Source organism: Chryseobacterium sp. OV279 (genome assembly GCF_900128945.1).
GTDB lineage: Bacteria > Bacteroidota > Bacteroidia > Flavobacteriales > Weeksellaceae > Chryseobacterium.
This window is the reverse complement of record NZ_FQUD01000003.1, coordinates 732,374-757,116: the sequence shown is the minus strand read 5'-3', so window position 1 is coordinate 757,116 and position 24,743 is coordinate 732,374. Positions and strand designations below refer to the sequence as shown.

Sequence of the window (24,743 nt, the reverse complement as noted above, 5' to 3'; positions counted from 1 at the left end):
CCTACTTAAGCAACTAATAAACAGGTTATTGCTTGATTTTAATCTTTTCTTCTTAATTTTTAATAAGTTTGAATCAGTCAGAATCACAAGACATCAAGTGACTGGTTCCAGACTGTCTTTTCTCAGGTTGTTAATGAAATAGGAGGGACTTACTCCGGTCTCCTTTTTAAAGATCACTGCAAAAACTTCCCTTGATGAAAATCCGCAGGCTTCCGCGAGATAACTGATTTTGTATTCCCTGTAAATTGGGTTTTCATAAAGTTTATTGGTGATATAGCTGATCCGGAGACCATTGATGTAATTGTTGTAATTGTTTTCTTTGTACAGTTTAATAATTTCAGAAAGATATCTCGTGTTGGTATTCAGATCATTGGCCAGCGAAGTGAGGCTCAGGTCTTTCTTGATGAACTTTTGAGATTTTTCGAATTTTTCAAGCTTAGTCAGAATCATTTTCACGGTTTCATCGGTGATATTAATGCTTTTCTCTGAAGATATTTCCTGCTGTATGGTTTCTGCAGGAGCTTGTTCATGAGCCTTTTTCAGGTTTTGAATAACGGCCGCGTAGCTGTCATGCAGTTTTTTCTGATTTCTCTTCCATAAAAGCAGTCCACCTACAAACAGAATCACGATACATCCAAGGCTAAGCAGCAGAATTTTCTGAATATCCCCAGAATGCGTTTTGCCCTGCTCATCCAGCATCTTTTTTACGGGCGTATTGATCGTCTTTTTTTCTTCGTTGACGAGGCTGTCATTAAGCTTGGTGTACAGGTTCATGTATTTTTTTGAAGCGTCTTTATTTCCCAGTTCCACATAGGATTTGAAATAAACCTCATAAATATCTCTTCGGATATAAGGAATCTTTATAGCTTTCTCCAGCTGCTCGGCCTTTTCTGCGTAATAGACGGCTTGACTGTATTTTTTCTGATCATGATATAACCAGGCATATTCGTTCAGGATGGTGACTTCGAGGTTTTTAGAGACGGGATATGTTTTATTCTGAGCGATTTCCAGGGCTTTTCCAAAATAATTTTCGGCATCTTTTATCCGGTTGGAAGCTACGCTGGTCATCCCCAGATTCATATGACACAAGGCGAGGAGATGATATTTTCTGTCCATAAAATCTTTAGTGTCTCCCATATGAACAGCGCTTTCCAGAGCTTTTTTCTGATAATAGATGACCGAATCCAACGGCGAATTCACATGAGCTGCATGCGATCCAATGCCCGTGTAGATTAAAGATTTCAAATAATTCTTTTTATCAGCAGACGTTATTTGTTCAGCAATTGTTAAAGCTTTTCTGAATTCTACGATACTTTCATTATTAAAGCCTAATTCTGTATAGGAATTGGCTCTTAAACGGTAAATATTAGCCAGCTTTGCATCATCTTTTGCTTCCAGGGCCTGTTTTTCTGCTTCTGTGCTTAGGTCGATTACTTTTTTGTGATTTCCGGCATCAAAATACCTGGCCATAAGGATGGTGATGCTTTCCAGCATTCCTTTTCTATAATCTGTTTTTTTGGAAATACGGTAGATCTCGTTCGCCAGTTCTATGGATTGGGCAGGATTGTTTTTAGCCAATTCTTCAGCCCGGGTAATTTCTATGTCAACTTGGGCATTTGTAGGAAATTCAGAATTGAACTGAGCCTGAAATAGCCCAAAGACCAAACAGAAGAGAAGTAAAACGGTGGTTTTCATTGTGTGTTTTTTGAAAGAGCAAATTAAGTACAATATTAATAATTAAAACCTAATGTAAGTGTAATATTTTCAGAATTAATTGTATTGATTGAAATTATTAATGAATTGATTGTAAATTATTTAAATCCAAATTTTAGGTTATAAAACTGACTTGTTGGAAACTGCCTGAAAAGTCCACTTATTTCAGAAAACATTCCTTTCATATCTTTTTAATTCAACTTTTTAAATTTAATATCATGCCCTTTTGAAAAGAAGTTTAATGTAAATAAGAACGAAAATGATGAAAAAAAAATTTCTGTTTTGAAAACCGGAACTCCGGATGTATAGCTGAAAATCGTTGTCAAATAACGGAATTATATCTTTTGACGAGCTTGCTCAATGGTGGTAAGATATTCAGAATTTACTACAGGATCTGCTTTTGTATCTCCGGATAAACATATAATCTTGTATCAGGATCTTATATGCTGTACTATATATCATATATAAAATCAGGCTGAAAATTCTAAAACACAATTATGAAAAGCAATAGAACGGTCAGGATTTCTAATCTCCTCAATTAGGGATTTTGTCCTATTGCTTTTCCTTTATTCAGTCTTCATTTTATTCAACTTAAAGAATAAAAATTTAATCCTCAGATATTTAAACACAAATAGTAAAAAAATATGGATCTGAAAAATCTCAATATTGGATCAATGATCAAAGACAGAGTTGCTGAAAACGACATTGAAATGAGTCGTATCTGTAAATTTTTAAACACGTCCGAAAATGAAGTCCTCAACATGTACCAGTCTTCATCTCTGGATACGGAATTGCTTCTGCGATGGGCCAAACTGCTGGAATATGACTTTTTCAGGCTATATTCCCAACATCTGATTCTTTATTCTCCACAGTCTTCTATGGATTATGTACAAAAAAGGAAATTGCCGGATTCACTTCCTGCTTTCCGTAAAAGTTTGTATAACAAGGAAATCATTGAATTTATACTGGACAAAATCAGAAAGGGGGAGATGACCAAATCGAAAGTGATGTCTGAATACAAAATTCCCAAAAGCACCCTTTACAAATGGCTCCATAAATATAGCCTGATAGAAAAATAAACACACACACACGATGAAAAATATCCCCGATTACAAAAGAATTTATACAGATCTCGTCAACGAAAAATATCCTGAAAAAAAGGAGGATTTTAAAATCATACTTTCCAAAAAGAATTTTTCCGTACTCGATGTCATCCAATGTAACAGTATTCTTGACGACAGAGAAGATAAGAGCACATTTAATTTTAATCAGAAACACCGCTCTTTCGATCAGCAATCGATTCTGGAAATACTGGATTATCAGAAGAAGCATAACTGGAACAATTCTCAACTGGCTCAACATTTTAAACTAAGCAGAAATACCATTGCAAAATGGAAGAAGAAGTTTGTATAAAGAGCTTTAAAGTAGCGTATTACAGACTTTAATTAATGTGATTTTTTCTGAAAATAGTACAACTGATATTTCCGGTTCTCAAATAATTTATCAAATTTTGTATTCATGATATAATTTTAATTTTCAATTTTAAAAATAATTTCAAAAAGATTACTTTACTTTGTGGTTTGGAATTCAACAGTTAATAAATCAATTAAAAACCAGTAGATTCCATACAATAAGGACAAATAAAAAAACACAACACAATGAAAAAAAACCTGCTATCCCTGGCTTTGGTTGCTTCGTGCCTTATGAGTGCACAGATAGGAATCAACACCAGTTACCCGCTAGGCAATCTGCATGTAGACGGTGCAAAAGATAATGCAGCTTCGGCAACTCCCGCACAGATCAGCAACGACCTTATCATTACCAACACAGGCTTTATAGGAGCTGGTGTTTCCAATCCCACTGTAAAACTTGATATGAGATCTGCAGGCCTGCAGAATGCAGTAGGCCTGGGTTCCACAACGATGACAGCCAATGCTGCCGGCGCAGGAGCCGTAAGATATGAACCGACTCAGGCCAAAATTCAGGTATCGGATGGAAATGTCTGGGAAACAGCATTGATCCTGCCTACCAAAGCGGTAGTCGTGGCAAGAATGACAAGTCCGTTCTCAGTAGCCTACAATTCCGATGTCAATATTACCGGATGGGACGAAGTGAGAGACCTTTCCAACAGTTTTGATCCTTCCACAGGAATTTTCACTGCTCCACGAGCTGGAGTGTATACATTTCTGATGACGTATAATTTTGTTTCCGGTTCGGTGGCCAATTCTTCTGAAGTTACCAGTCAGTTTTACAGCCCTACTACAGGTGCTATTCTGGCCCGTTCCTACAAGACATTTGCCCGCGCCAATGAAGATGCTCAGGTGGGTGGTTCTGCGGCGATTACGGTGAGCTTAAATGCCAATCAGACGGTACGTCCGCAACTTAATCAAAATATTGCAGGATCTGCTGCAAGAGCTTTAAGGGTGAATGCAGACTGGTCCAATCCGGATGCAGGTTTCAACAATCTGACTATTATTGAACATTAAAAAACACAAAAATGAAAATGAAGACTCTCTATAAAGGACTGATCTTTTTCCTTCCCTTCTTTATGCACGCGCAAACCGGGGTATTCACGAAAGACCCTATGCAGACCTTTCACGTAGATGCTGCTAAAGACAACACCATTGTTCCACCTGCCACACCTCAGATATTAAATGACGTTGTAGTCACCTCTGACGGAAAATTAGGAGTAGGACTCTTAAACCCAATAACAAAAGTAGATGTCCGTTCTGCTGATCAGAAAGGAATTATTGGTTTGGGGACGAGTACACAGACCGCTTCAGCTGCCGGTGGCGGAGCGATCAGATATAATACAGGAAATATTATTCAGTATTCCGATGGTGTCGCATGGCATAATCTTCCTATGACCTTACCTCCAAAAGCATTGGTGCTGGCTAATAAAAGCAGCGCTCTTAGTTTAACCAATAATGCAACAACACAGGTGGATGGATGGTCCGTACTTACCGATGCTCAGTCTAATTTTACTGCGAGCTCAGGAACTTTTACAGCGCCGAGAAATGGATTTTACATCGTTTCTTTTAACATTACACTGGCTGATGCGAATATTGCACAGAACTCCAGAATAGAGACTATCATTGAAAGCAATACAGCCACGAATAATATCCAGACTTACAGAAGTGTCAATTCATATCCGGCCTGGGATGTTTCTACGGTGAATAATATTGTAGGAGGCAACTGTACCGCTATTTTCAATCTGTCTACAGGGAATACGATTCAGTTTAAAGTGTTCCACAATTTCGGAGGCAACAGAAGTATAAACACAGCCAACAGCGGTACCAATAACAGTATCAGCATTTACGAACTATAAACAAAGGATGATGAAATTAAATAAAAAAATGATGCTGTTCATAGGTCTTGGAGTCCTTTCCAGCAATGCATCAGCACAGATAGGTATCGGTATTAATAATCCCGGTTCAACCAATGCCGTTGAGATCAATGCAACTGAAAAAGTAGTGATTGACAAAACCGGAAAAATAGGTGTAGGCGTAGCTGCTCCCAAAACGGCTATTGACCTTAGAAACGGAGTTAATGGTTCTATGGCAATAGGAATGACCAATCAAACCGCAACCGAAGCCGGTGCCGGTGCTGTACGTTACAACCCGAACCCAGCCATCGGAGTGCAGGGATATATCGAATACTCTGACGGAACAGTCTGGGTTCCCATTTTACCTTATGGAAAGCCAAGAATCGTAGTGATGGCAGAAAAAACAAACAATAATTCTACCGTTTTTGAAACCGGTCTCTGGCCGGTGGGAGATTATACAGACGGAATTCCGGGAAGATCTTCTGCTTATCTTACGTCATGGACTGAAAAACTGGATTCGGATTCCGGGCAGCCAAGAACGAATTTTAATCCTTCTACAGGAGAGTTTATTGCTCCAAGAGCAGGGGTTTATTTTGTGACTTTTACTTTTGCGCTTGCACCAAGCCAGGTGAATACCAGTTTCGGACAAAACCAAACTGAAGCGATCTGGGAAGTAAGAAATCCTTCCAACGCAGTGATACAGAGAATTAAAACCAACAACGGTTACCCACAGGATACAGGAAACGCTCCCAATGCAGTGATTGTTGGGTCCGCAAGTACAGCAAGTTTATATCTGAATGCAGGGGATAAACTAAGACCTTTTGTATGGATCAATGTATCCTGGGATCCGGACAAACGTCCTCTCCTGAATACAGGTGGGTACAATGTTTTGACCATTGTTGAGCAGTAATTATCAAAGTATCATTGAATTTTAATTCTTCAATGTATAGATTCGGTAACTAGGTTTAAATTGTTATAAAACAGCAATTTAAACCTATTTCTTTAAAAGATGGTTCTTATCCGTTTTTGCTTTCATGGGTAAGCCCTGCACGATGTTTGCATCCTGTTTATGACCAACACTTAAAATACAGTTATATGAAAACAGATGTTTTAACAGAAAAGCACAGATTAGGAATAGGAGGAGTTGCCATAGGAACTGCCTTCGAAAATATAAGTGATGAAAAGTCGCATCAGATCCTTCAGGCCGCATGGGACTTGGGTATCCGTTATTATGATACCTCTCCGTGGTACGGACTTACAAAAAGTGAAAGAAGATTCGGCGATTTTCTGAAAGATCAGGACAGGAATGATTTTGTGTTTTCAACCAAAGTAGGACGACTTTTCCATGAGGTTCCGGAGTCTGAAGTTCCGCCTACCATGTGGAAAAAACCTTTGAATTATGATTTTAAGCATGATTATACCGCGGATGCCATCAAAAGGTCCATTGCAGACAGTTTACAGAGAACAGGACTGAATCATATTGATATTGTGTACATTCATGATCTGTCTGAAGATCAGGTGGGAGACCGTTATCCTTATTTTCTGAAACAGGCAAGAGAAGGAGCCTTCAAAGTGCTTTCCGAGCTACGTAGTCAGGGCATTATCAAAGCCTGGGGAATGGGAGTGAATAAAATTGAACCCATTTTAGACTGCATTGAATCTGCGGATCCTGATATCTGTCTTTCTGCTACCCAATATTCAATTCTGGAACATGAAGATGCGGTTGACAGGCTTCTTCCGGCTGTAAAAAAAGCAGGTGTTAAACTGGTTTCGGGTGCAGGGTATAATTCAGGGTATATCGCGGGAAGAGAAAGATACAATTATAAAGATGTAATTCCAAAGGCAATGGCAGAAAAACGATCCAGAATAGCAGATATTGCTCACAAACATAACACGGATATTGTTCATGCCGCCCTGCATTTTGTATTGGCCTCTGATGAATTTGCTTCTATAATACCCGGAGCAAGTACAACAGAACAGGTCAAAGATAATGTGAATGCTCTTCATGCAGATATTCCGGCAGACTTCTGGAATGAACTGAAATCTGAAGGATTGATCTACGAAAAAGCCCAGGTTCCCAACCGTTAGTGATAAATTATTTTTATACATTAATTACTTGTTAAATTTATTCTTATGATCTGGAAAATGTCTTTTAAGGTTTTACTGATGATTGCTGTAATGGCGCTTCTTCATTCCTGCAGCAATAAAAAAGCTGAAGATCTTCAAGCGGTTCTTGCTAAAAAAGAATCCCAGACATCCGGAATGCTGATCGGTGAAAAAGGATTTGAATCTGCGAAACTGGACTATCTGATCGCTCATGATTACATAAAAGCGCTGTATATCATCGACAAAGAGGAAGCTGAATTCAATAACATTATTAAAGACATTGAAAAAGTGGATACTGACGGTATTAAAAAAGGAAAAGAAGTTAAGCAGGCAGCGGTGGGTTATTATGTTGTGCTGAAAGAACTTTTTATGTTTTCAAGAAAAGAAATTGAACAGGAAAAACTGATGCGCTACAGCAAGGATGAAAAAGTAATCCGTGCTTCACAGGACAAGATGCTTGAACTGGGTCGCGAAAAACAAAAACTCTATCAGAAGGTTTTCAAAGCAGATGAAAAACGCTTTACGCTACAGAGGCAGTTTGAATCTGAGAATCAGTTGAAATAGTTTAATCAGGCTGGAAGAGGGAAGAAAGGGGATGGAAGTTTATCCATGTTAAGGTTGAAATCCTTGACATGGATTTTTTTTGCTGTATTTTCGATGACAGTTAATAAAAAACTGTGTTGTAGCTATGTTTTGGACTCCAATAACTTCCCTCTTCCAGCTTCCAACTTCCTGACAATAATCAATCAAACCACTTTTGCTTTACGCACAATTCTGGCCAACAGACCTGGAAAAAATCTCTTCAGATAAGTTCCCATCACTTCCTGACCGCCAATAGCCGCCTGGTTTTTCTTTTTCTCTATTGCAGCAAGCATCTTTCCGGCAAAAACATCAGCAGGCATACCTTTTCCTGTAGCATCGTCCATTGTTCCCTGCAAAGAGCCGTCACCCGTCACTGCATTAACGGAAATATTAGTCTGTATAAAGCCTGGACAGATCAAAGTAACCAGAATTTTTTTGGTATATAATTCTGCACGCAGCGTATCAAAAAAACCATGAAGGGCATGTTTTGCCGCGGCATAACTGCTTCTCATCGGAGCTCCGAAAACGCCCATAAGGCTTGTTACCACAGCAATCTGACCACCATTATCCCTGATCATATAAGGAAGAACGGCTTTGGTAAGTGCTACAGTGCCTAAAAAATCAACATCCATCAGCCTTTTGTCTACTTCAATATCCGTTTCAATAGCAAGAGACCGTTGTGAAAGTCCAGCATTGTTGATCAGGATATCAATTTTTCCAAATGTCTCTATCGCTTCGGCTGCGATATCCAGCATTTTCTTATAATCTTCCAGATCCAATGGCAGTACCGCAAAACGGGAAGCATCCAGTCCTGCTTTTTTTGCAACGGCATACAGTTGTTCTTTATTTCTTGAGGAAAGAATCAATTTCGCACTGCTTTTGGCAGCCAGTTCATTCACCAGCGCTTCTCCAATTCCTGATGAAGCGCCTGTAATCCAAACGACTTTATGATCAAAATATCTGCTCATTGTATGGGTATTTAAAATCTTGGTTATTGGCTCGTGCTTCTTGAATCTATTATTCATCATTCATGTGCAAAGCAAAATTCATCATTGATATTTAACATTCGAATTCTCTAAAGTCCGGCAATATATTTCCCGGCTGTCATTCCTGAAAAGATACATCCGCCCAGAAATGTTCCTTCCAGTGCTCGGTAGCCATGCATTCCACCACCTCCGAAGCCTGCGGCTTCTCCCGCAGCATAAAGACCTTCAATAACACTGTCGTCTTCCCTTAAAACCTGTCCGTTGAGATTGGTCTTAATTCCTCCCAGAGTTTTCCGGGTAAGAATATTGAGACGGACAGCGATGAGAGGGCCATTTTCAGGGGCTAATATTTTATGCGGAGCGGCTACACGGCCTAATTTATCCCCTAAATAATTCCGTGTATTTCTGATGTAATTAACCTGGGTATCTTTTGAATACTTATTATCCAGCTCACGGTCTCTGGCTTCGATCTGTTCTTTAATTTTTTCATATTTCAAAAGATGCTCGCCAGACAGTTGGTTCATTCTTTCCACCAAATCTTTCAGGTCATTGGAAACAATAAAATCTTTTCCGTGCTCCTTAAAAGCTTCCACAGGTCCCGGTGCTTTTTTTCCAAAGATTCTTTTTAGAAACAAGCCATAATCTTTATTCGTAATATCCGGATTCTGTTCTGATCCGGACAGGGCAAATTCTTTCTTGATGATCTTCTGCGTCAGAATAAACCAGGAATAGGAAAATCCTGTATCCTGTATATGCTTCAGTGTTCCCAACGTATCAAATCCGGGCAGGAAAGGAGCGGGGAGACGGTTTCCTTTAGCATCAAACCATAATGAAGACGGGCCGGGTAATATTCTGATGCCGTGTTTGGGCCATATCGGGTTCCAGTTCTGTATGCCTTCCGTATAATGCCACATTCTGTCGGGATTGATAATGTGCGCTCCGGAATTTTCTGTAATCCCAATCATTTTACCATCCACATAAGCAGGGACACCACAAACCATATTTTCAGGCGCTTTTCCTAATCTTTCCGGCCAGTTTTTCCTTACCAATTCATGATTGGCACCTATTCCTCCGGATGCCACAATGATATGGGGAGCGTGATATTCAAATGCAGCGATCACATTTCTGCTGGTTTCAGCACCTCTTTCTTTGTTATCATTTTCAAGAATATCGCCTTTAAGACCTTTAATTTTACCGTTTTCTGTGATCAGTTCAGTCACTCTATGCCTGAATTTCATCTGTAGAAGACCTTTTTCTTTAGCCTCGTAAGCTTTATCCACAAAGGGTTTTATTACGCCCGTTCCGGTTCCCCAACTGACATGAAACCGGGGGACGGAATTCCCATGGCCGGTTGCTGATCCGTCACCACGTTCTGCCCAGCCTACCATAAACATAAGCTTGATCCCCAGTTTAGAAATGTAAGCGTACTTCTCATGGGCCGCGAATTTTAAATAAGCCTCTGCCCATTTTCGGGGCCAGTAATCTTCTTCACGGTCAAAACCAGCTGTGCCTTTCCAGTCCTGAAGGGCAAGTTCATAGGAATCCTTAATCCCCATCCTGCGCTGTTGTGGGGAATTGATCAGAAATAGTCCTCCGAATGACCAGAATGCCTGCCCACCGATGTTCTGTTCTGTTTCCTGATCCAGAAGAAGCACTTTTTTGCCAACATTGGTAATTTCCATAGCAGCCGTAAGTCCTGCCAATCCGGTTCCTATAATAATGACGTCAGGCTGGAAATTTTCTTCCATGGTATTGATTGGGTTTGATTGTACTTTGATGATATATCCTACAATAAATATATAAAATTTTTACGCTCAGATGGATTAAAACAGATCAAACTTCCTTATGCTTATCATAGAGCTGATGGCTAATTTTATATCTTTGTTAAAAATAGAAGAATGAAATATTTGTTTATCATGGCATTCATGGTCTGTTCCATGTTCAGCCAGTTTTCCGCACAGCAGACACAGGATCCGTGGAATGAAAGTCAACTGATGGATCCGGCACTTTTAGCCGCAAGAATCACAGAAAACAAAGCAAAAGATGTAGTAATCATTTCTGTAGGTCCTGAAGCTATTATCAAAGGCTCCGTGGATATTGGTCCGACACATGAACCTGAAAATCTTGAAAAATTAAGAAATTACCTTAAAAACATCCCTAAAGGAAAAGAAGTCGTGATTTATTGCGGATGCTGTCCTTTTGTGAAATGCCCGAATATCCGTCCTGCATTTAAACTGCTACAAGAAATGGGCTTCAAAAATGCCAAACTTTTAAACCTTCCAAAAAACATCAAAGTGGATTGGCTGGATAAAGATTATCCTACAAATGATTAATATGAGAGCTTTTCTTACTTTATTTTCTGTGCTCATTCTTACAGGATATACCGCTGCACAGCAATCTAAAATCGAGGTTGGAGAACAGGCTCCTGAAATTACCTTATCAAAACCGGACGACAGCTCATTTTCTCTTTCATCATTAAAGGGAAAAGTGGTCCTGATTGATTTCTGGGCGACCTGGTGTGCACCGTGTGTTGGTGAGCAGCCGGAACTTAAAACTTTATATAATACTTTTTCTGATCAGGTTAAAGGGCAAGAATTTGAAATACTGGGTGTTTCTTTAGATAAAAATAAAGAGAGCTGGCAAAAAGCGATTGACCGTTTCGGGATCAGCTGGATTCAGGTGAGTGATCTGAAATTCTGGAAAAGCCCGGTAGCTAAAGCATACAATATTGAGGAACTTCCTTTTAATGTTATTATTGATGGAGAGGGGAAGATTATGGCTAAAAACCTTCATGGGAAGGAGCTGGAGGAGTTTATTGGGAAATATTTTAATCAGAAAAAATAAAAGGATAATCAACTTGAATATAAAATTCCATAATTATTCTTTAATTGAATATGTTCTTTTGCCTTGAAGCAAAATGAACCAAAAGTTCAAGACTGGAAACTTTCGCTAAAAATGAAATCTACTCTCTAAAAACTCTAAAACTCGTGCGGCAACAATCTATGTTAAGATTCTATTTTTGTCCCGCACTCAGACATAAGAGTTTTCTTAACGTTCATAGAATTCATTTTCTTAACGCTAAAGTTTCCTAGGTCGCCTTTATTAGTAATAGCCTGATATTTTATAAAATTTATATCATCACAGAGCGGTCGTTGTACCGCTCTTTTTTATTTAGAGATTTTTTATGGGTTAATGAAAATATTCCATCAATATTGGTTTATATTTATGATTCAATATATGTAAAATGGATAGTCCAATATTTAAGCAGATTCTGAATGATTTTGAACTGAACCGCAGTTTAGAAAAGCCTGTTTTTCTTCAGCTTGCCGATCGTATTCTTTTCTTGATAAAGACGGGAAAAATTCAGTCCGGACAGAAGTTGCCCAGCTCAAGACAACTAGCTGACATATTAGCAATCAACAGGATTACCGTTTCCAAGGCTTATGATGAATTACAGACTCAGGGCTGGCTGGAAAGCTTTGTAGGAAAGGGAACATTTATCTCCTCCTATCTTCCAGAATACAAACCTGAAACTCTTAAGGAACCGCATCCGTTTATTTCACAAAAACAGGGAGGATTTAAGATTGATCAAAAGGATTATCTTGTAACCTTTTCTCCGGTCAAAGCAAAACTTCATCTGGACGATGGATTTCCGGATCCTACACTAGCTCCGCTTCATGAATTATACCGTGCCTACAGAAATCAGCTGACCCGAAGCGGGCTTTATGACAAATTCGGGAGCTACAGCTATCCGGATGGCTCCGTGTATTACAGAGAAGCCATTTCAAAATATCTGAATGAAACCAGAGGACTGAAAACGACGTTAAACAATATTCTTTCTGTACGGGGTACATTGATGGGCCTCAACACCGTCTGCAGCGGATTGATAGAACCAGGAGACGTTATTGTTTCCGGTTATCCGGGATGGGGAAGGGCAGAAGCGAATTTTGCCCATGCTAAAGCCAATCACATCATGATTCCTGTAGATGAACACGGTCTTGTAATAGATGAATTGAAAAAAATCTGCGAAAAACAACAGGTGAGAATGGTTTATGTAACACCACATCATCATTTTCCGACTACGGTTCCGCTCCGGATCGACAGAAGACTTGAGCTGCTGAGACTGGCAAAAGAATATCAGTTCATCATTTTTGAAGATGATTACGATTTCGATTTTCATTACAGTCATCGTCCCTTGCTGCCATTAGCCAGTGCAGACGAAAACGGGATGGTGATTTATTGCGGTTCATTCAGTAAAACCCTTTCTCCTGCTTTCAGAATGGGCTATCTGGTCGCTTCTGAAAATGTGATTGAATACCTTTCTAAAATACGCCTTCTGCTGGACCGTCAGGGAGATCATATTCTGGATAATGCAATGGGTGAGATTCTGAATGACGGAACAATACAGCGATACCTCAGAAAAACTTTGGTGGTCTACGAAGAAAGAAGAAATTTTTTCTGCCAGCAATTGAACGATGTGCTGAAAGATGTTGTTGAATTTACAGTACCCGCCGGAGGAATGTCTGTCTGGACAAAGTTTGACAGGTCAGTTGACCTTGAAAAATTAGCTAAAAAAGCTCTGGCAAAAGGATTGTACGTTTCGGACGGAAAAGCACACCGGTATCCTCAGTTTGATGAAAATGCCTTAAGACTGGGGTTTGCATCACCTTCTCTTGAAGAACTGGAAAAGAGTGTGGCTATTTTGAAGGAAGTCTTGTAAAATAAAATTGGTCTATCGGTTTTATTTATAATGGACTGTTTGTGGTAACCATTACAGGTTTAATTTTGTACCCGTTAAACCCATAAAATTTATATGATGAATTTTAATATTCAACCCATTTTAGAAAATGAAAAAGTACGTCTTCAGCCATTGGAGAAAGAAGATTTCGAAATACTGTACGCCTTAGCTTCCGATCCCAAAATATGGGAACAGCATCCTCAGAAAAACCGCTGGAAAAAAGAAGAATTCGACAAGTTCTTTGAAGGGGCGATGGTAAGCAAAGGTGCTTTTAAAATGATAGATAAAGAGACCGGTAAAATGATCGGAAGTACCCGTTTTTACGATTATAATGAAGAGGAAGACATTATATTCATCGGTTATACTTTTTTCACAACAGATTATTGGGGAACAGGAATTAATCCTTCGGTGAAATCGCTGATGATGAATTATATTTTACAATTTGTTTCCAAAGTGGGATTTCATGTAGGTGCCCATAATATACGCTCTCAGATAGCGGTAGGCCGCATTGGCGGGGAGAAAACAGCAGAGCAGGAAATAGCTTATTTTGGAGAAAGTCCCCAGATCAATTTCATTTATGAAATTACCAAAAGCAAGTGGGAGTCTATGAATTTATAAAATGTAAAATTCCAGATGTTCCGGTGAGAAGCTATTTCCTGCTGTTTACTGTTATTTTTAAGGATTACAATAATAGATTAAAGTGGTTTTTTACCCGAAATAATATTGTAAAGAACTACAATAATGGCAATAACCAACAGAACATGAACTAAATATCCGGTACTGATTCCCGGTACAATGTTTAACATTCCTAGAAGCCAAACGACAATACAAATGACAGCGACTAACCATAATAAATTTCTCATGACTTTAAATTTTTAATGTTATTTGCTTGATTTAATACACATTCTGTGCCTTTATAGATTAAAAGCTCAAAATGTGGTACCTATAATATTTTATTGATTAAAATTAAACAGGTTATTTTCTATTTTTTATAAATTATTAAAACATTAGCAACCAGTTTATTATAGTAGTCTATTAAAAACTAAAAGGGACAGAAGTGCATGTCTGCCCCTTTTTTCAAATTACTTCTTTCGATCCAGAGAATAGCTGTTATCTTCCTGTCTATTGATCAGAATGTAGAAGAATAAAGCGTAGATCATCTGTATTCCCATCGCTTCCCAGTTTTCAATAGTGCTGCTTCCGAAAAGCAGTGCAATGATGAGTCCTGCTCCCGCAAAATTGGCGATCCTGGTCTTAAAGCTGAGAATAAGCATTGCCCCGATCACAAATTCAAGGAAGGGAAGTGCTATGCTAAACAGGTGTACAAAAGGCTGTGGAAGCCAGCTTTTTTCAAAGCTTTTCTTCATTCCTTCTGCGAAAACAGAAAGTTTGGGGATTCTGGCCACGCCGTGACCCAGAAGGTTTACTCCCATAGATACACGGAGTAGGAAATAGGCTGTGTTTTTATTCATAATGGTTAAAATTTATTGGGATGGAAGCTGGATGATGGGAGAGGGAAGTCTATGGAGGCCGGAAAATCACTTGTAGTCTATTTGTATTTCAATGATGAGACGTAAATAATTCCAATCAAAAATCGGTCAGGTCATCATCGTCTGCCAGTAACCTCCATCTTCCATCTTCGTGCTCCCAAACCTTTAGTTATTATATTTCTCTTCACTGTTGTCCACCGGAGTTTCCGGATCATTCAAGACCATTTTTGCAATATCATCTTTTCGCATGAAAACAACGCCCTGTTTTTCTTTGGTATATTGGATGAATTCTTCCATTGCATGCACCATTGCCGGAGTTCCGCCAATTCTGTCGTGAAAACTGATGCTCATCATTCTTCTTTTTGAACTGCCTTCTTCATACAGACGGTCAAATTCAAATTTCAACTGGTTGAGAAACTGATCCGGACTCCAGTGTTTTCCTTCTATATTGACAATATCATTATTTCGGAGCGTGTAAGGCATGACCACAAAGTTTTTCCCGCTTACTTTGGTGATAAAAGGTTCATCACGGCTAAGATCGTCGATGTGATAAAGAAAGCCAAGTTCCTGCAGTACTTTTAAGGTATTGGGGCTTCTTCTGAGCCAGTTGCAGTTATAACCTACTGCTTTTTGTCCCGTAATTTTTTCGACCACATCCACCCCATCTTTCACGAAACGCAGTTCATCTGCATAATTTTTATTCCACTGGTTATCCCAGGCAATTCCGTGGCCAGCGATCTCATGTCCTCCCGCAGCAATGGCTTTTGCCACATCAGGATATTTTTCGGCAGCAGTTCCTACAACGTGGGAAGTGACTTTGATATCATATTTTTTCCAGAGATCCAGCATGCGGTAAATTCCTTCATTGGCTCCGTAGCGGTACCAGCTTTCTGCCGGCAGATCGGGCTGTCCTTTGGGAAGGGGAGTTCCGCTGAACGGACTTTCTGCCCCTTCCGGCTGTCCACCCGTTTCAAACTGCATCGAAACTGAAATGACCAACTGTGCGCCGTTTGGCCAGTGTTTTTTAGACTTAGTTTCAGGTTTAACAGATGGTGCTGCCTGATTTTTTTTATTTTGATCAAAGCAGGACATCAGGAATACTGCGGAAGCGATCAGTAAAGCAGATTGTTTTAAATATTTCATTTTGAATGGTTTTGTTCTGCAAAATTGTTCAATAAATGAGTGATATCTATTGTAATAATTTATGCTAAATTTGTAAAAATCCATGTTTCATGAAACGTATTGTTAATTTCAGTTCCTTCAACGTATTCAGTATTGAGAAAGAGGTTTGGGACATTGAATACCATAACCATAATTTCTACGAACTGATCGTGATTGAAAGCGGAAAAGGGACACACCATCTGAACGGCGTTACATTTGCCTATAAAAAAGGGGATATTTTTCTGCTTCGGCCCAGTGATGCCCACGAATTTTCTATAAAAAGTACAACCAGATTCATTTATATCAAATTTACAGAACAGCATATCTGGGAAAGTCTGCAGACCGATAAAAAAAGAGAATTGGGTAAGGTTGTCCAAATGCTCATGGAAGACCGTTCTTTCGTCTATGAATCAGCGATAAAAAATAAGGCAGACAGGGAGCATCTTCTGCAGCTTGCCCGAATCCTTCTGCATGAATTCACGGATAAAAACCTGTACAATAAAGAGACGTGTGCAGATCTCTTTTCAGCGATGATGACTATTCTCATCAGAAATACGATGAACAGCGGAGGTTTGGAACAGATTACACAAGGTTTGAATCAGACGGAGAAAATTCTGTATTATATCAATGTGAATGCAATGAATCCGGATAAAATGAAACTGGAACATCTGGCAAAAGAATTCATGCTTTCCCCCAATTATATCAGTATCTACATCAAAAAGCAGACTGGATTTTCCGTACAACAGCATGTCATGCAGCATAAAATAAAAGCCGCCGAAAAGCTTCTGAAACAGAGTAATTATAACATCAACGAAATTGCAGATCAGCTTGGATTTAATGACGCCAGCCATTTTAATAAAATTTTTAAAAGCTATAAAAAAAGATCTCCTTCATCATTCCGCAAAAATGAAAAACCGGTCTGACCATTGATGAGTCTTTTAAAATAATGTATCTTAACGTAATGAAAACAAGTGCCGGTATTTTGCTGTTTAAAAGAGATCAGACTCATTTGTACTACTTTTTGGTGCATCCCGGAGGTCCTTTTTGGAAGCATAAGGATGAGGGGGCCTGGTCTATCCCGAAAGGCGAAATCTCAACCGATGAAGATCCACTCGAACGTGCGCTTATTGAATTTAAAGAAGAAACCGGTCAATCTGTGGAAGGAGAGTTTATCCCATTACAGCCTGTTAAGCAGAAAGGAGGAAAAACGGTGTATGCCTGGGCTTTGGAAAAAGACATGGAAACCTCCGGCCTTTATAGCAATACCGTAGAAATAGAATGGCCCCCTAGATCCTCTACAATGATCGAAATCCCGGAAGTAGATCAATGGGAATGGTTCACGTCGGAAGAGGCGCAAAAGAAGATCAATCTTGCACAGGCAGCATTTATTACAGAACTGGAAAAAATAGTGAAGGAAAAAGAGTAGGCTTTTATTTTTTGATTCCGATAGTCTTTAAAGCCTTAGCTGTTAAAAATATAGACTCAAAAACAGTAAGTGATTCTACATCATAAAACGCAGGCGAGATCAGATCACTTTTATTGAAAGAGAGTTCAATGCTCTGGTCATAAGAAGCTTCAATTCTTACCACAGAATAGCCATTATAGGCTACGATAAAACCATCAAACATACAATTTTGTTCTGCTTTCTGGTATTGGATATTTTCTTCAAATCCGGTTATGTCACTTCTTTTCCCGTCATTATGAGCAAGAGATTTCCAGGCGGAATAATTTTTCGGTTCTTTCAGTGCGTTTCCCTGTGCATCTACAGGAACAAACATTCCAAGACTTAGAGGTTTTCTCAGAAATTGGGCATAGTTTTTCATCAGGCTCAAGGTCTGAAGATCGGCGTATCCTTCGTTGGAGTAATACTCGATAACAAAATCCGTCATCGGAATCAGCTTATGGGAAGCTTCGGTGGGCATATTGGGTGTTTTCTTTTGTGAAAATAAAATTAGCATTTTTATTGGGTTCAAACAAGACTAAGGGTTAGATTAAAGCAGTGTTTCAACCAAATAGGGCTAATTTGTTTTGATTATTAATTGCAACAAAGTTGCGTTATTTAGTTTTTATCTCTACTTTTGCCATAGAATTACAATAAGAAATTTAAATCCCTTTATTTTATGAAATCGAAAATTCTTGATGCAGTTGGAATTTCTGCGGCAGTTCTGTGTCTTATTCATTGTATTGCTTTTCCTTTGTTAATGATCATTCCTTTGGGAATATCACACAATCCTTATATCGATCTGGCCTTCCTTGTGATTGGCGCTGTGGTAGTTTACAGCGTGACAAAACACATGACCAGCCGATGGCTGAAACTGTTGTTCTGGGCTTCCATCTTCCTGATCTCTGTTTCCGTTTTGGCCGACTTTATCTTTGAAGTTCATATTCCTTTGATTTATGCAGGGGCAGCAGGACTGATTGCAGGACATATTATCAATTTTAAAAACCATAAACACTAGATTGTGCGTGTTAGAACGTTAAAGATGTAGAGCAACCCTGTCAAGGTTCAAAACCTTGACAGGGTTTTCATTGATGGAAACTATTCAAAATTATCAACCAAAAGTAACTTCCTTCTTCCAGCTTCCATCCTCTTAATTTAAAATTCACAATTAATTAATGCAACAATATTTCAATAAATAAAATTACTCCCTAACTTACTCTACGAAATTGTATGATCATGGACAGACGTAAATTTTTAAAAGGTTCAGCATTACTGTCAGGCCTTCTTACTATAAACCCGGTTGATTTCTTTGCCAATAATTTGAAAGATATTCCGGATCCTAAGAAAAAAGCAAAGAATATTATTTTCATGGTCAGTGATGGGATGAGTTCCGGAACTTTAGCCATGGCCAATCTGTATTCTCAGAATATCTTGGGCAAAAACGGCAACTGGATGAATCTGTACCAGGAAAATAAAGTTTCACGGGCGCTTATGGATACAGCTTCGGCCAGTTCCATCGTTACAGACTCGGCAGCGGCCAGTTCTTCCTTTGGAGGTGGATTCCGGGTGAAAAACGGGGTCCTGAATGTAGGAGCTAATGGTGAAAAATATGTTCCCATCTGGCAAAAATTCAAAAAAGCAGGGAAGAAGACAGGCTGCGTAACAACGGTAACCATTACCCATGCAACCCCAGCAGGTTTCTGTGTAAATTCCGATAGCAGAAATGCAGAAAGTGAAATTGCGGAAATGTATGCAGAGATTGGTTTTGACGTTATGATGGGCGGTGGTGATGAATTTTTCAATCCTTTAAAAAGAGAAGACAAAAAAGATGTGTATGCTCTGTACAAACAGAAAGGATATCAGATTCTTAAAAATAAAACCGATCTGAAAAGTAGTGAAAAAGGGAAGAAGGTCTTAGGGATCTTCAATTCCGGCGCTTTACCCTATTCCATCGACAGAACTCATATTTCTGAGCTTCAGAGTACGCCCACTCTGGCTGAAATGGCGCAGACAGCCATCGATCAGATGAAAGATCATAAGGAAGGTTTCGTCTTACAGATCGAGGGTGGAAAAGTAGACTGGGCGGCTCACGCCAATGATATTGCGGCTTTAATTCACGACCAGCTTGCTTTTGATGAAGCGGTAAAAACAGCTATAGATTTTGCGGAGAAAGATGGAAATACTTTGGTCATCATCACTACGGACCATGGCAATGCGAATCCGGGAACCATTTATGGAGCGGATGCAACGAAGAATTTTAACAGCATTTCGAATTATAAATACACCAATGAATATATTCTGAATGCGATTCATCCGGATTTTAATCTTCAGAAAATGAAAGACTGGATCTACGAAACCAATACCATAAGTCTTGCTGATGATGATGCCAAGCATTTGCTAAGTTTCTATTCAGGACTCGAAAAGCAGGAAGCCGGAATTTACAATTATAAGAAATTGCCATTCAAAGCGTATTCCGATATTCAGAAGAAGCATAATTCTGTTGGCTGGATCAGTATGGATCATTCGGGAGATTATGTTGAAGTCGCAGTATATGGTCCTGGAAAAGAACTTTTGCCGGCGTTTATCAAAAATACAGATTTACATTATCTGATGTTGAAAGCCGCGCAGATCTAGACATATTTATTTATTCAATTTAATTACTCTTGAAGTTAAGATCTGGGTTTGCTGACATATTTGTTTCCTTTCACATAAAATCGCCACGGCAGCAATGCATCTTCCTGCGCATAGGCAACCCCGATACGTGGTCCTGCGATAATGTCTTCAGAAGTATATCTGATCCCGTGATCTTCAACCCAGATTTCGTTTTCAGTCAGATCTTTTTTGTTAAAAGAACGGTCAATACCTAAAGCCTTAGCCGCAGAACCGGGACCGGATGAGATCGCAACCTTCTCTGCGGGCATATTTCTTCTAAGCTCCATGATTTCCTGACCAACTAATGGTTCTATAGCACGTACCAGAACAGCATGAGGCTCACCATCCACTGAAGTTACCACATTAAACAAATGATGAATTCCGTAGCATAAATAAACATAGGAAATACCGCCCTGGCTGTATAATGTTTCAGTGCGCTCCGTCCGGCGCCCTCCATAGGCGTGGGAAGCTTTATCCACTACACCAAAATAGGCTTCGGTTTCTACAATAATACCTGCCGTAATATCGCCGTTTATTTCTGTGAAAAGTACTTTTCCCAAAAGATCTTTGGCCAGAAAAAGAACATCCTGATTCAGGTAATAGGAAAGGGGCAGCTTTGAATTCATCATTTTAAAATTAAACAAAAATAAACATCTTATAGGTGCTGTCAAAGTGTTTAATGGTTCTAATATATCTCAAACGTCCTTAGCGGCTTTTATTCCGAATTCAGTTTAAAATATATATTCCTTATGGATGAAAATTAATTAAAAAATTCATTAATTTCAAATCTGAATGATGTACTTTAGATACCTTATTGATATTTAAAAATAATTTAAAATTATGGGCAATTATCATTTTTCAGATACCCCGGAACCGGACAACAGTCCTTTTGGAGACAGGCTCGCCAATCTTGTTGCAGATCAATTACAGACAGGGGCAGTTCTGGCCTACGGTCACAGGGATTATTGTGGAATGGGCCTGAAAGTAAATGAAGATCAGAAGTTTATATACGGAGAAGTATATGACGGTGATTTTGATCCCCCAAGAATTTTTGAAACACGGGATTTATTTGTAACCTGGCTTTCCGCTCAGTCTACGGCCTCAATGTCACGATTGGATGATGACGCATTTTTCCAGGGAAATCAGGTGATTACCAAAAAACGCCTGCTCGATTTTATCAGCTGATTAAAATAATACTACAATCTAAACTTCTGTCATGGGAACATCCACTATTTCAACAAGAATAAGCGATATAAAAAGATTGAACAATAAGATTTCTTTTTTAAAAACAATTTCTGTTGTATTATTAACCATTCCAATTATAATTTCCTGTACGCCGGATGTTACAAAAAAGACTGAACAAAAAACAGAACCTCTTTGCTGGAAAGATATCCGGATCGGTGAACTTCCCCCGCAAGGAGCCTATGACGGCATCGACAGTCTGGTGAAAAAATGGAACTTATGTTATGAACGGATAGAAACCGGATGCGAAGTCAACGACAGTATTACCCGGTTACAGAGACAATCCGACCGTTCCAATAGGATGTATTTTAAAAGCCTGGAGAAAAAATTGGGTAAAAACTGGAAACAGCAGTTTGATAAGGAACTTCAGATTGCAGACAGCATTAACTGGATTAAAATTAACAGGGAAATAGACCTTTTAAACCGGTGATATTGGAGTTTTAGCTAAAATTAAATCCTAGAGGACGGAAGAGGAAAGTTCTTATTAGTCAATAACTTCCTCCTTCCAGCCTCTAGCTTGACTTCTTTATTATTTCGCTTTAGTATTAATAGCAGTATCAGCTATTTTACTTAACAACTGGTCACATTTCTTTTCTTCAGTTAATGTAGCCAGCAGATTTTTTAGACAGTCTTTTTCGTTAAGAACTTTAGCATAAGCAGCTAATGATCCGTAGGTTGCAATTTCATAATGCTCCACCTTTTGAGCAGCAGCAATGATACCTGCATCTCTTACCGCTCCCGGTTCAGTTTCTTCCATAATGCCTTTTCCTTCATCCAATAGTCCCTGCATGGCATCGCATTTTTTAGCCTGAGCCTTTTTTCCCAAGGCAGTAAAACATTCTTCCAGTCTTTTTACATGAACCTTAGTTTCATTATAATGTTTTTCAATAGCTATTTTCAGTTTTTTGTCTGTGGCATTTTTATGCATTTTAGGAAGAGCCTTTACGAGAGCTTTTTCTGCCCAGTAAATATCTTTCAATGAATCCTCAAACAAATCTTTCAACTGTTTGGCAGCATCTTTTTTAGCCGGAGTTTTACCTGTTTTTTTCGCCACAGTTTTCGACGTTGTCTTTTTTGCTGTTGTTTTGGTTGCCATAATAATTATAATTTAGTGATTAATACTTAGTGTGTACAATTATAAGACCAGCTTAGTGTTCCGGGTACTGATGTGGTATCTGGGAATATTGATCTTAGAAAAGAAAAGCGAAAACCGCATTTTCATTTACGACATAAATATCGGTTAGTGACTTTCCTCTTCCTTATTGAAGCTGACAACTTCGTACTCATCATTTGAGCAGTATTTTTTGCAGCTGCTGTTATTAAAATCATCAGGCTTTTTAGAAAAGTCTTCAATATACTTTGAACTTTCTCCTGTATCGGCAGGGACGATAATGATGTGATAGCTTTTCACTACAGATTCATCTGCTTTTTTCAAAGCTTCTTTTTTATGGGCTAAGGCTTCGCTGTATTTCATAAGATGTATTTTAGTTTTCAAAGATAAGTCTGCCGTCAAATGGTTCACTCCATTTTATAAAGATCCGGTCATTCAGTCTGGTAATATTGGCCTGTACGGTTTCGAATTCTCCATTTTCTTTTTTCCTTTCAATGGTTAAATTCGATCCCTCGCCGATTTCGTCTTTACCGTATTCCAGCTGATATTGATTTTCATTATTCAATACGAATTCTGCTTTTGTGAAATTTTTACTTAACATGGGACAATGGTTTTATTTTTATGCTTATGAATAAATTATGCCAATGCCAGTGTGATGTTTCATTAAGTAAAAAATAAAGTTTTTATTTGAAAATACCTTGCTGAACCTCAGTGGGATGGAATAATTATTGCCATCTGAAAATAGTCCACAATATCATTTAATCACCTTAAAATATGAAAATAGCAACCTATAACGTGAACGGGATCAATGCCCGGCTGCCCGTACTTTTGCGGTGGCTGGAAGAGGCCCAACCGGATATCGTTTGTCTTCAGGAATTAAAAGCACCCCAGGAGCGTTTTCCTTTTCAGGAAATCAATGCTGCAGGATACCAGGCTCTATGGAAGGGACAGAAAAGCTGGAATGGAGTAGCCATCCTGACCAAAGATCTTGAAATTACTGAAGTTCAGGATACACTGCCCGGAGATCCGGAAGATCTGCAAAGCCGTTATATTGAGGTCATTATTGATCAAATGGTGATATGCTGTCTGTATCTTCCCAATGGAAATCCTTATCCTGGACCCAAATTCGACTATAAACTAGACTGGATCAAGCGTTTAAAAAAGCGAACGAATGAACTGATCAAAATGGAACTTCCCGCCATACTCATCGGTGATTTCAATATTATACCGGAATCTGTAGATGTGTACAAACCGGAACGATGGGAAAATGATGCTTTATACAGAACGGAAGTAAGAAAAGCTTACAGAGAGCTGAAAAATAAAGGCTGGCTGGATTCTATCCGTACGCTGTATCCCGATGAAACAATTTATACTTTCTGGGACTACCTGTACAAAGCCTACGACAGGAATGCAGGAATAAGATTAGATCATATTCTGCTGAGTCCTTATCTGCATTCAGGTTTGAAGTCGGGTGGTGTGGACAGTCATGTCCGTGGATGGACGAAAAGTAGTGATCATGCACCGGTCTGGATTCAGCTGGAAAAATAAAGTGATTTCAGAATAATTTAATCACGACACTTCATGAACGAGCCTGAACGTAAGATTAATTCTTGGCTTCATAGACTTCACAGACTTTGCAATACGGTGTTCCCAATTTTGCTGAAGATCTCCTTTCATAATCAGCAGAGAGCCGTGCTGAAGCGGTAAGCTGTATTTATTCCTGTGATCATCCGCTTTCCGGAAATCGAAATTTCGGACCTGTCCCAAGCTTACGGAAGCAATGACGGGACGTTTCCCCAGTTCACTGTCCTTATCACGATGCCAGGCGACCGAATCATTTCCGTCACGGTATAAATTCAGCAATACGGAATTGAACTTGTGTCCTGATGTTTGCTCTATTTTTTGTTTTAAAGTAAGAAGTTCAGGCAGCCAGGGGTTAACGGTGAAATCATTTCCACTCATTTTGTAGGTTCTGTTTTCCTCTCCGTACCAGGCTGTCAGTCGGGGTGTAAGAACCGTTTTATCATACATTTTCTGTGTTCTCTGTTTCCAGGGAGCATTGCGGATCAGAAGCTCCTCGAGCTGAGAAGCCTCATCGTCCGGCAAAAAGTGTTCTGTATATTCCAGCAGCTCTTCCGGAAAACGGAAGAATTCTTCTGAATCAAATAAACTTAACTGATCCATGGTGCGCTGTGC

30 protein-coding genes are annotated in these 24,743 nt (G+C 39.1%); 18 read left to right on the top strand and 12 right to left on the bottom strand.

The annotated features are described in order from the left end of the window. Positions 1–93 precede the first annotated feature (93 nt). Positions 94–1,695, bottom strand: coding sequence for an AraC family transcriptional regulator (locus BUA72_RS15900; protein ID WP_072923854.1), 1,602 nt, complete (start codon positions 1,693–1,695; stop codon positions 94–96). Between the two features lie 662 nt (positions 1,696–2,357). On the opposite strand from BUA72_RS15900, the gene BUA72_RS15895 reads away from it, so the two are divergent. The 7 genes from BUA72_RS15895 (at position 2,358) to BUA72_RS15865 (ending at position 7,708) form a co-directional block, all read left to right on the top strand. Then, positions 2,358–2,792, top strand: a complete 435-nt coding sequence (locus tag BUA72_RS15895) for a helix-turn-helix domain-containing protein (RefSeq protein WP_072923852.1) — start codon at positions 2,358–2,360, stop codon at positions 2,790–2,792. Positions 2,793–2,805: 13 nt separating this feature from the next. Then, positions 2,806–3,126 carry a helix-turn-helix domain-containing protein gene (locus BUA72_RS15890; protein ID WP_072923851.1) on the top strand — a complete coding sequence of 107 codons (321 nt, stop codon included), beginning with the start codon at positions 2,806–2,808 and terminating at the stop codon, positions 3,124–3,126. Between the two features lie 245 nt (positions 3,127–3,371). Next, complete coding sequence (locus BUA72_RS15885) at positions 3,372–4,199, top strand: complement C1q domain-containing protein (protein WP_072923849.1); 828 nt, start codon at positions 3,372–3,374, stop codon at positions 4,197–4,199. A gap of 11 nt (positions 4,200–4,210) precedes the next feature. Further along, entirely contained in the window at positions 4,211–5,041 is an 831-nt protein-coding gene (locus BUA72_RS15880) for a complement C1q domain-containing protein (RefSeq protein ID WP_072923847.1), read from the top strand. Positions 5,042–5,069: 28 nt separating this feature from the next. Then, complete coding sequence (locus BUA72_RS15875; protein WP_228407901.1) at positions 5,070–5,948, top strand: hypothetical protein; 879 nt, start codon at positions 5,070–5,072, stop codon at positions 5,946–5,948. Between the two features lie 185 nt (positions 5,949–6,133). After that, on the top strand, positions 6,134–7,126 hold the full coding sequence (locus BUA72_RS15870) for an aldo/keto reductase (protein ID WP_072923845.1): 993 nt from the start codon (positions 6,134–6,136) through the stop codon (positions 7,124–7,126). Positions 7,127–7,171: 45 nt separating this feature from the next. Further along, complete coding sequence (locus BUA72_RS15865) at positions 7,172–7,708, top strand: hypothetical protein (RefSeq protein WP_072923844.1); 537 nt, start codon at positions 7,172–7,174, stop codon at positions 7,706–7,708. Positions 7,709–7,890: 182 nt separating this feature from the next. Here BUA72_RS15865 and BUA72_RS15860 read toward each other — a convergent pair whose 3' ends face one another. Together BUA72_RS15860 and BUA72_RS15855 are read right to left on the bottom strand one after the other, a co-directional pair. Further along, entirely contained in the window at positions 7,891–8,694 is an 804-nt protein-coding gene (locus BUA72_RS15860; RefSeq protein ID WP_072924166.1) for an SDR family oxidoreductase, read from the bottom strand. 107 nt (positions 8,695–8,801) lie between these two features. Continuing rightward, positions 8,802–10,460, bottom strand: a complete 1,659-nt coding sequence (locus BUA72_RS15855) for an FAD-binding dehydrogenase (protein WP_072923842.1) — start codon at positions 10,458–10,460, stop codon at positions 8,802–8,804. A 150-nt stretch (positions 10,461–10,610) separates the two neighbouring features. On the opposite strand from BUA72_RS15855, the gene BUA72_RS15850 reads away from it, so the two are divergent. The 4 genes from BUA72_RS15850 (at position 10,611) to BUA72_RS15835 (ending at position 14,068) form a co-directional block, all read left to right on the top strand. Continuing rightward, entirely contained in the window at positions 10,611–11,045 is a 435-nt protein-coding gene (locus BUA72_RS15850; RefSeq protein WP_072923841.1) for a rhodanese-like domain-containing protein, read from the top strand. Between the two features lies 1 nt (position 11,046). Continuing rightward, the gene (locus BUA72_RS15845) at positions 11,047–11,556 is read left to right on the top strand and encodes a TlpA family protein disulfide reductase (protein WP_228407900.1); all 510 of its coding nucleotides are present in this window, start codon (positions 11,047–11,049) and stop codon (positions 11,554–11,556) included. A gap of 400 nt (positions 11,557–11,956) precedes the next feature. Beyond that, entirely contained in the window at positions 11,957–13,432 is a 1,476-nt protein-coding gene (locus BUA72_RS15840) for an aminotransferase-like domain-containing protein (protein WP_072923837.1), read from the top strand. 96 nt (positions 13,433–13,528) lie between these two features. After that, entirely contained in the window at positions 13,529–14,068 is a 540-nt protein-coding gene (locus tag BUA72_RS15835; protein ID WP_072924163.1) for a GNAT family N-acetyltransferase, read from the top strand. 77 nt (positions 14,069–14,145) lie between these two features. Here BUA72_RS15835 and BUA72_RS24240 read toward each other — a convergent pair whose 3' ends face one another. The 3 genes from BUA72_RS24240 to BUA72_RS15825 all read right to left on the bottom strand — a co-directional run bounded on the left by BUA72_RS24240 (position 14,146) and on the right by BUA72_RS15825 (position 16,083). Next, positions 14,146–14,313, bottom strand: coding sequence for a lmo0937 family membrane protein (locus BUA72_RS24240; protein WP_139222110.1), 168 nt, complete (start codon positions 14,311–14,313; stop codon positions 14,146–14,148). A 219-nt stretch (positions 14,314–14,532) separates the two neighbouring features. Beyond that, the gene (locus BUA72_RS15830; protein ID WP_072923836.1) at positions 14,533–14,922 is read right to left on the bottom strand and encodes a DoxX family protein; all 390 of its coding nucleotides are present in this window, start codon (positions 14,920–14,922) and stop codon (positions 14,533–14,535) included. Between the two features lie 183 nt (positions 14,923–15,105). Further along, positions 15,106–16,083 carry a polysaccharide deacetylase family protein gene (locus tag BUA72_RS15825; RefSeq protein ID WP_072923834.1) on the bottom strand — a complete coding sequence of 326 codons (978 nt, stop codon included), beginning with the start codon at positions 16,081–16,083 and terminating at the stop codon, positions 15,106–15,108. Positions 16,084–16,172: 89 nt separating this feature from the next. On the opposite strand from BUA72_RS15825, the gene BUA72_RS15820 reads away from it, so the two are divergent. Together BUA72_RS15820 and BUA72_RS15815 are read left to right on the top strand one after the other, a co-directional pair. After that, positions 16,173–17,024 carry an AraC family transcriptional regulator gene (locus BUA72_RS15820; RefSeq protein ID WP_072923832.1) on the top strand — a complete coding sequence of 284 codons (852 nt, stop codon included), beginning with the start codon at positions 16,173–16,175 and terminating at the stop codon, positions 17,022–17,024. Positions 17,025–17,047: 23 nt separating this feature from the next. Then, complete coding sequence (locus BUA72_RS15815; protein ID WP_228407899.1) at positions 17,048–17,527, top strand: NUDIX hydrolase; 480 nt, start codon at positions 17,048–17,050, stop codon at positions 17,525–17,527. A 4-nt stretch (positions 17,528–17,531) separates the two neighbouring features. Here the strand turns inward: BUA72_RS15815 and BUA72_RS15810 are convergent, their stop codons facing one another. Further along, on the bottom strand, positions 17,532–18,059 hold the full coding sequence (locus tag BUA72_RS15810) for a hypothetical protein (RefSeq protein ID WP_139259628.1): 528 nt from the start codon (positions 18,057–18,059) through the stop codon (positions 17,532–17,534). A gap of 162 nt (positions 18,060–18,221) precedes the next feature. On the opposite strand from BUA72_RS15810, the gene BUA72_RS15805 reads away from it, so the two are divergent. Continuing rightward, positions 18,222–18,560 (top strand): MerC domain-containing protein, encoded by a 339-nt coding sequence (locus BUA72_RS15805; protein WP_072923827.1) that lies wholly within the window; start codon positions 18,222–18,224, stop codon positions 18,558–18,560. A 218-nt stretch (positions 18,561–18,778) separates the two neighbouring features. Beyond that, the gene (locus BUA72_RS15800; protein WP_072923826.1) at positions 18,779–20,176 is read left to right on the top strand and encodes an alkaline phosphatase; all 1,398 of its coding nucleotides are present in this window, start codon (positions 18,779–18,781) and stop codon (positions 20,174–20,176) included. Positions 20,177–20,211: 35 nt separating this feature from the next. On the opposite strand, the gene BUA72_RS15795 is transcribed toward BUA72_RS15800, so the two are convergent. After that, positions 20,212–20,823, bottom strand: a complete 612-nt coding sequence (locus BUA72_RS15795) for a DNA-3-methyladenine glycosylase (protein WP_072923824.1) — start codon at positions 20,821–20,823, stop codon at positions 20,212–20,214. 211 nt (positions 20,824–21,034) lie between these two features. Between BUA72_RS15795 and BUA72_RS15790 the strand changes: the two genes are divergently transcribed. Both BUA72_RS15790 and BUA72_RS15785 read left to right on the top strand, forming a co-directional pair. Beyond that, positions 21,035–21,379 carry a hypothetical protein gene (locus BUA72_RS15790; RefSeq protein ID WP_072923822.1) on the top strand — a complete coding sequence of 115 codons (345 nt, stop codon included), beginning with the start codon at positions 21,035–21,037 and terminating at the stop codon, positions 21,377–21,379. A gap of 31 nt (positions 21,380–21,410) precedes the next feature. Beyond that, positions 21,411–21,866, top strand: a complete 456-nt coding sequence (locus BUA72_RS15785) for a hypothetical protein (RefSeq protein WP_072923821.1) — start codon at positions 21,411–21,413, stop codon at positions 21,864–21,866. A gap of 99 nt (positions 21,867–21,965) precedes the next feature. On the opposite strand, the gene BUA72_RS15780 is transcribed toward BUA72_RS15785, so the two are convergent. From BUA72_RS15780 to BUA72_RS15770, 3 genes are all read right to left on the bottom strand, one after another. Continuing rightward, entirely contained in the window at positions 21,966–22,532 is a 567-nt protein-coding gene (locus tag BUA72_RS15780) for a YciE/YciF ferroxidase family protein (RefSeq protein WP_047455301.1), read from the bottom strand. A 144-nt stretch (positions 22,533–22,676) separates the two neighbouring features. Next, a complete protein-coding gene (locus tag BUA72_RS15775) occupies positions 22,677–22,910 on the bottom strand; it encodes a hypothetical protein (RefSeq protein WP_072923819.1) in 234 nt (77 codons plus the stop codon). 10 nt (positions 22,911–22,920) lie between these two features. Beyond that, a complete protein-coding gene (locus BUA72_RS15770) occupies positions 22,921–23,148 on the bottom strand; it encodes a hypothetical protein (protein ID WP_034725526.1) in 228 nt (75 codons plus the stop codon). Between the two features lie 173 nt (positions 23,149–23,321). Here BUA72_RS15770 and xth point away from each other — a divergent pair, with 173 nt between their 5' ends. Further along, the gene (gene xth / locus BUA72_RS15765) at positions 23,322–24,095 is read left to right on the top strand and encodes an exodeoxyribonuclease III (protein ID WP_072923817.1); all 774 of its coding nucleotides are present in this window, start codon (positions 23,322–23,324) and stop codon (positions 24,093–24,095) included. Between the two features lie 21 nt (positions 24,096–24,116). Here the strand turns inward: xth and BUA72_RS15760 are convergent, their stop codons facing one another. After that, entirely contained in the window at positions 24,117–24,731 is a 615-nt protein-coding gene (locus tag BUA72_RS15760) for an alpha-ketoglutarate-dependent dioxygenase AlkB family protein (RefSeq protein WP_072923816.1), read from the bottom strand. Positions 24,732–24,743 lie beyond the last annotated feature (12 nt).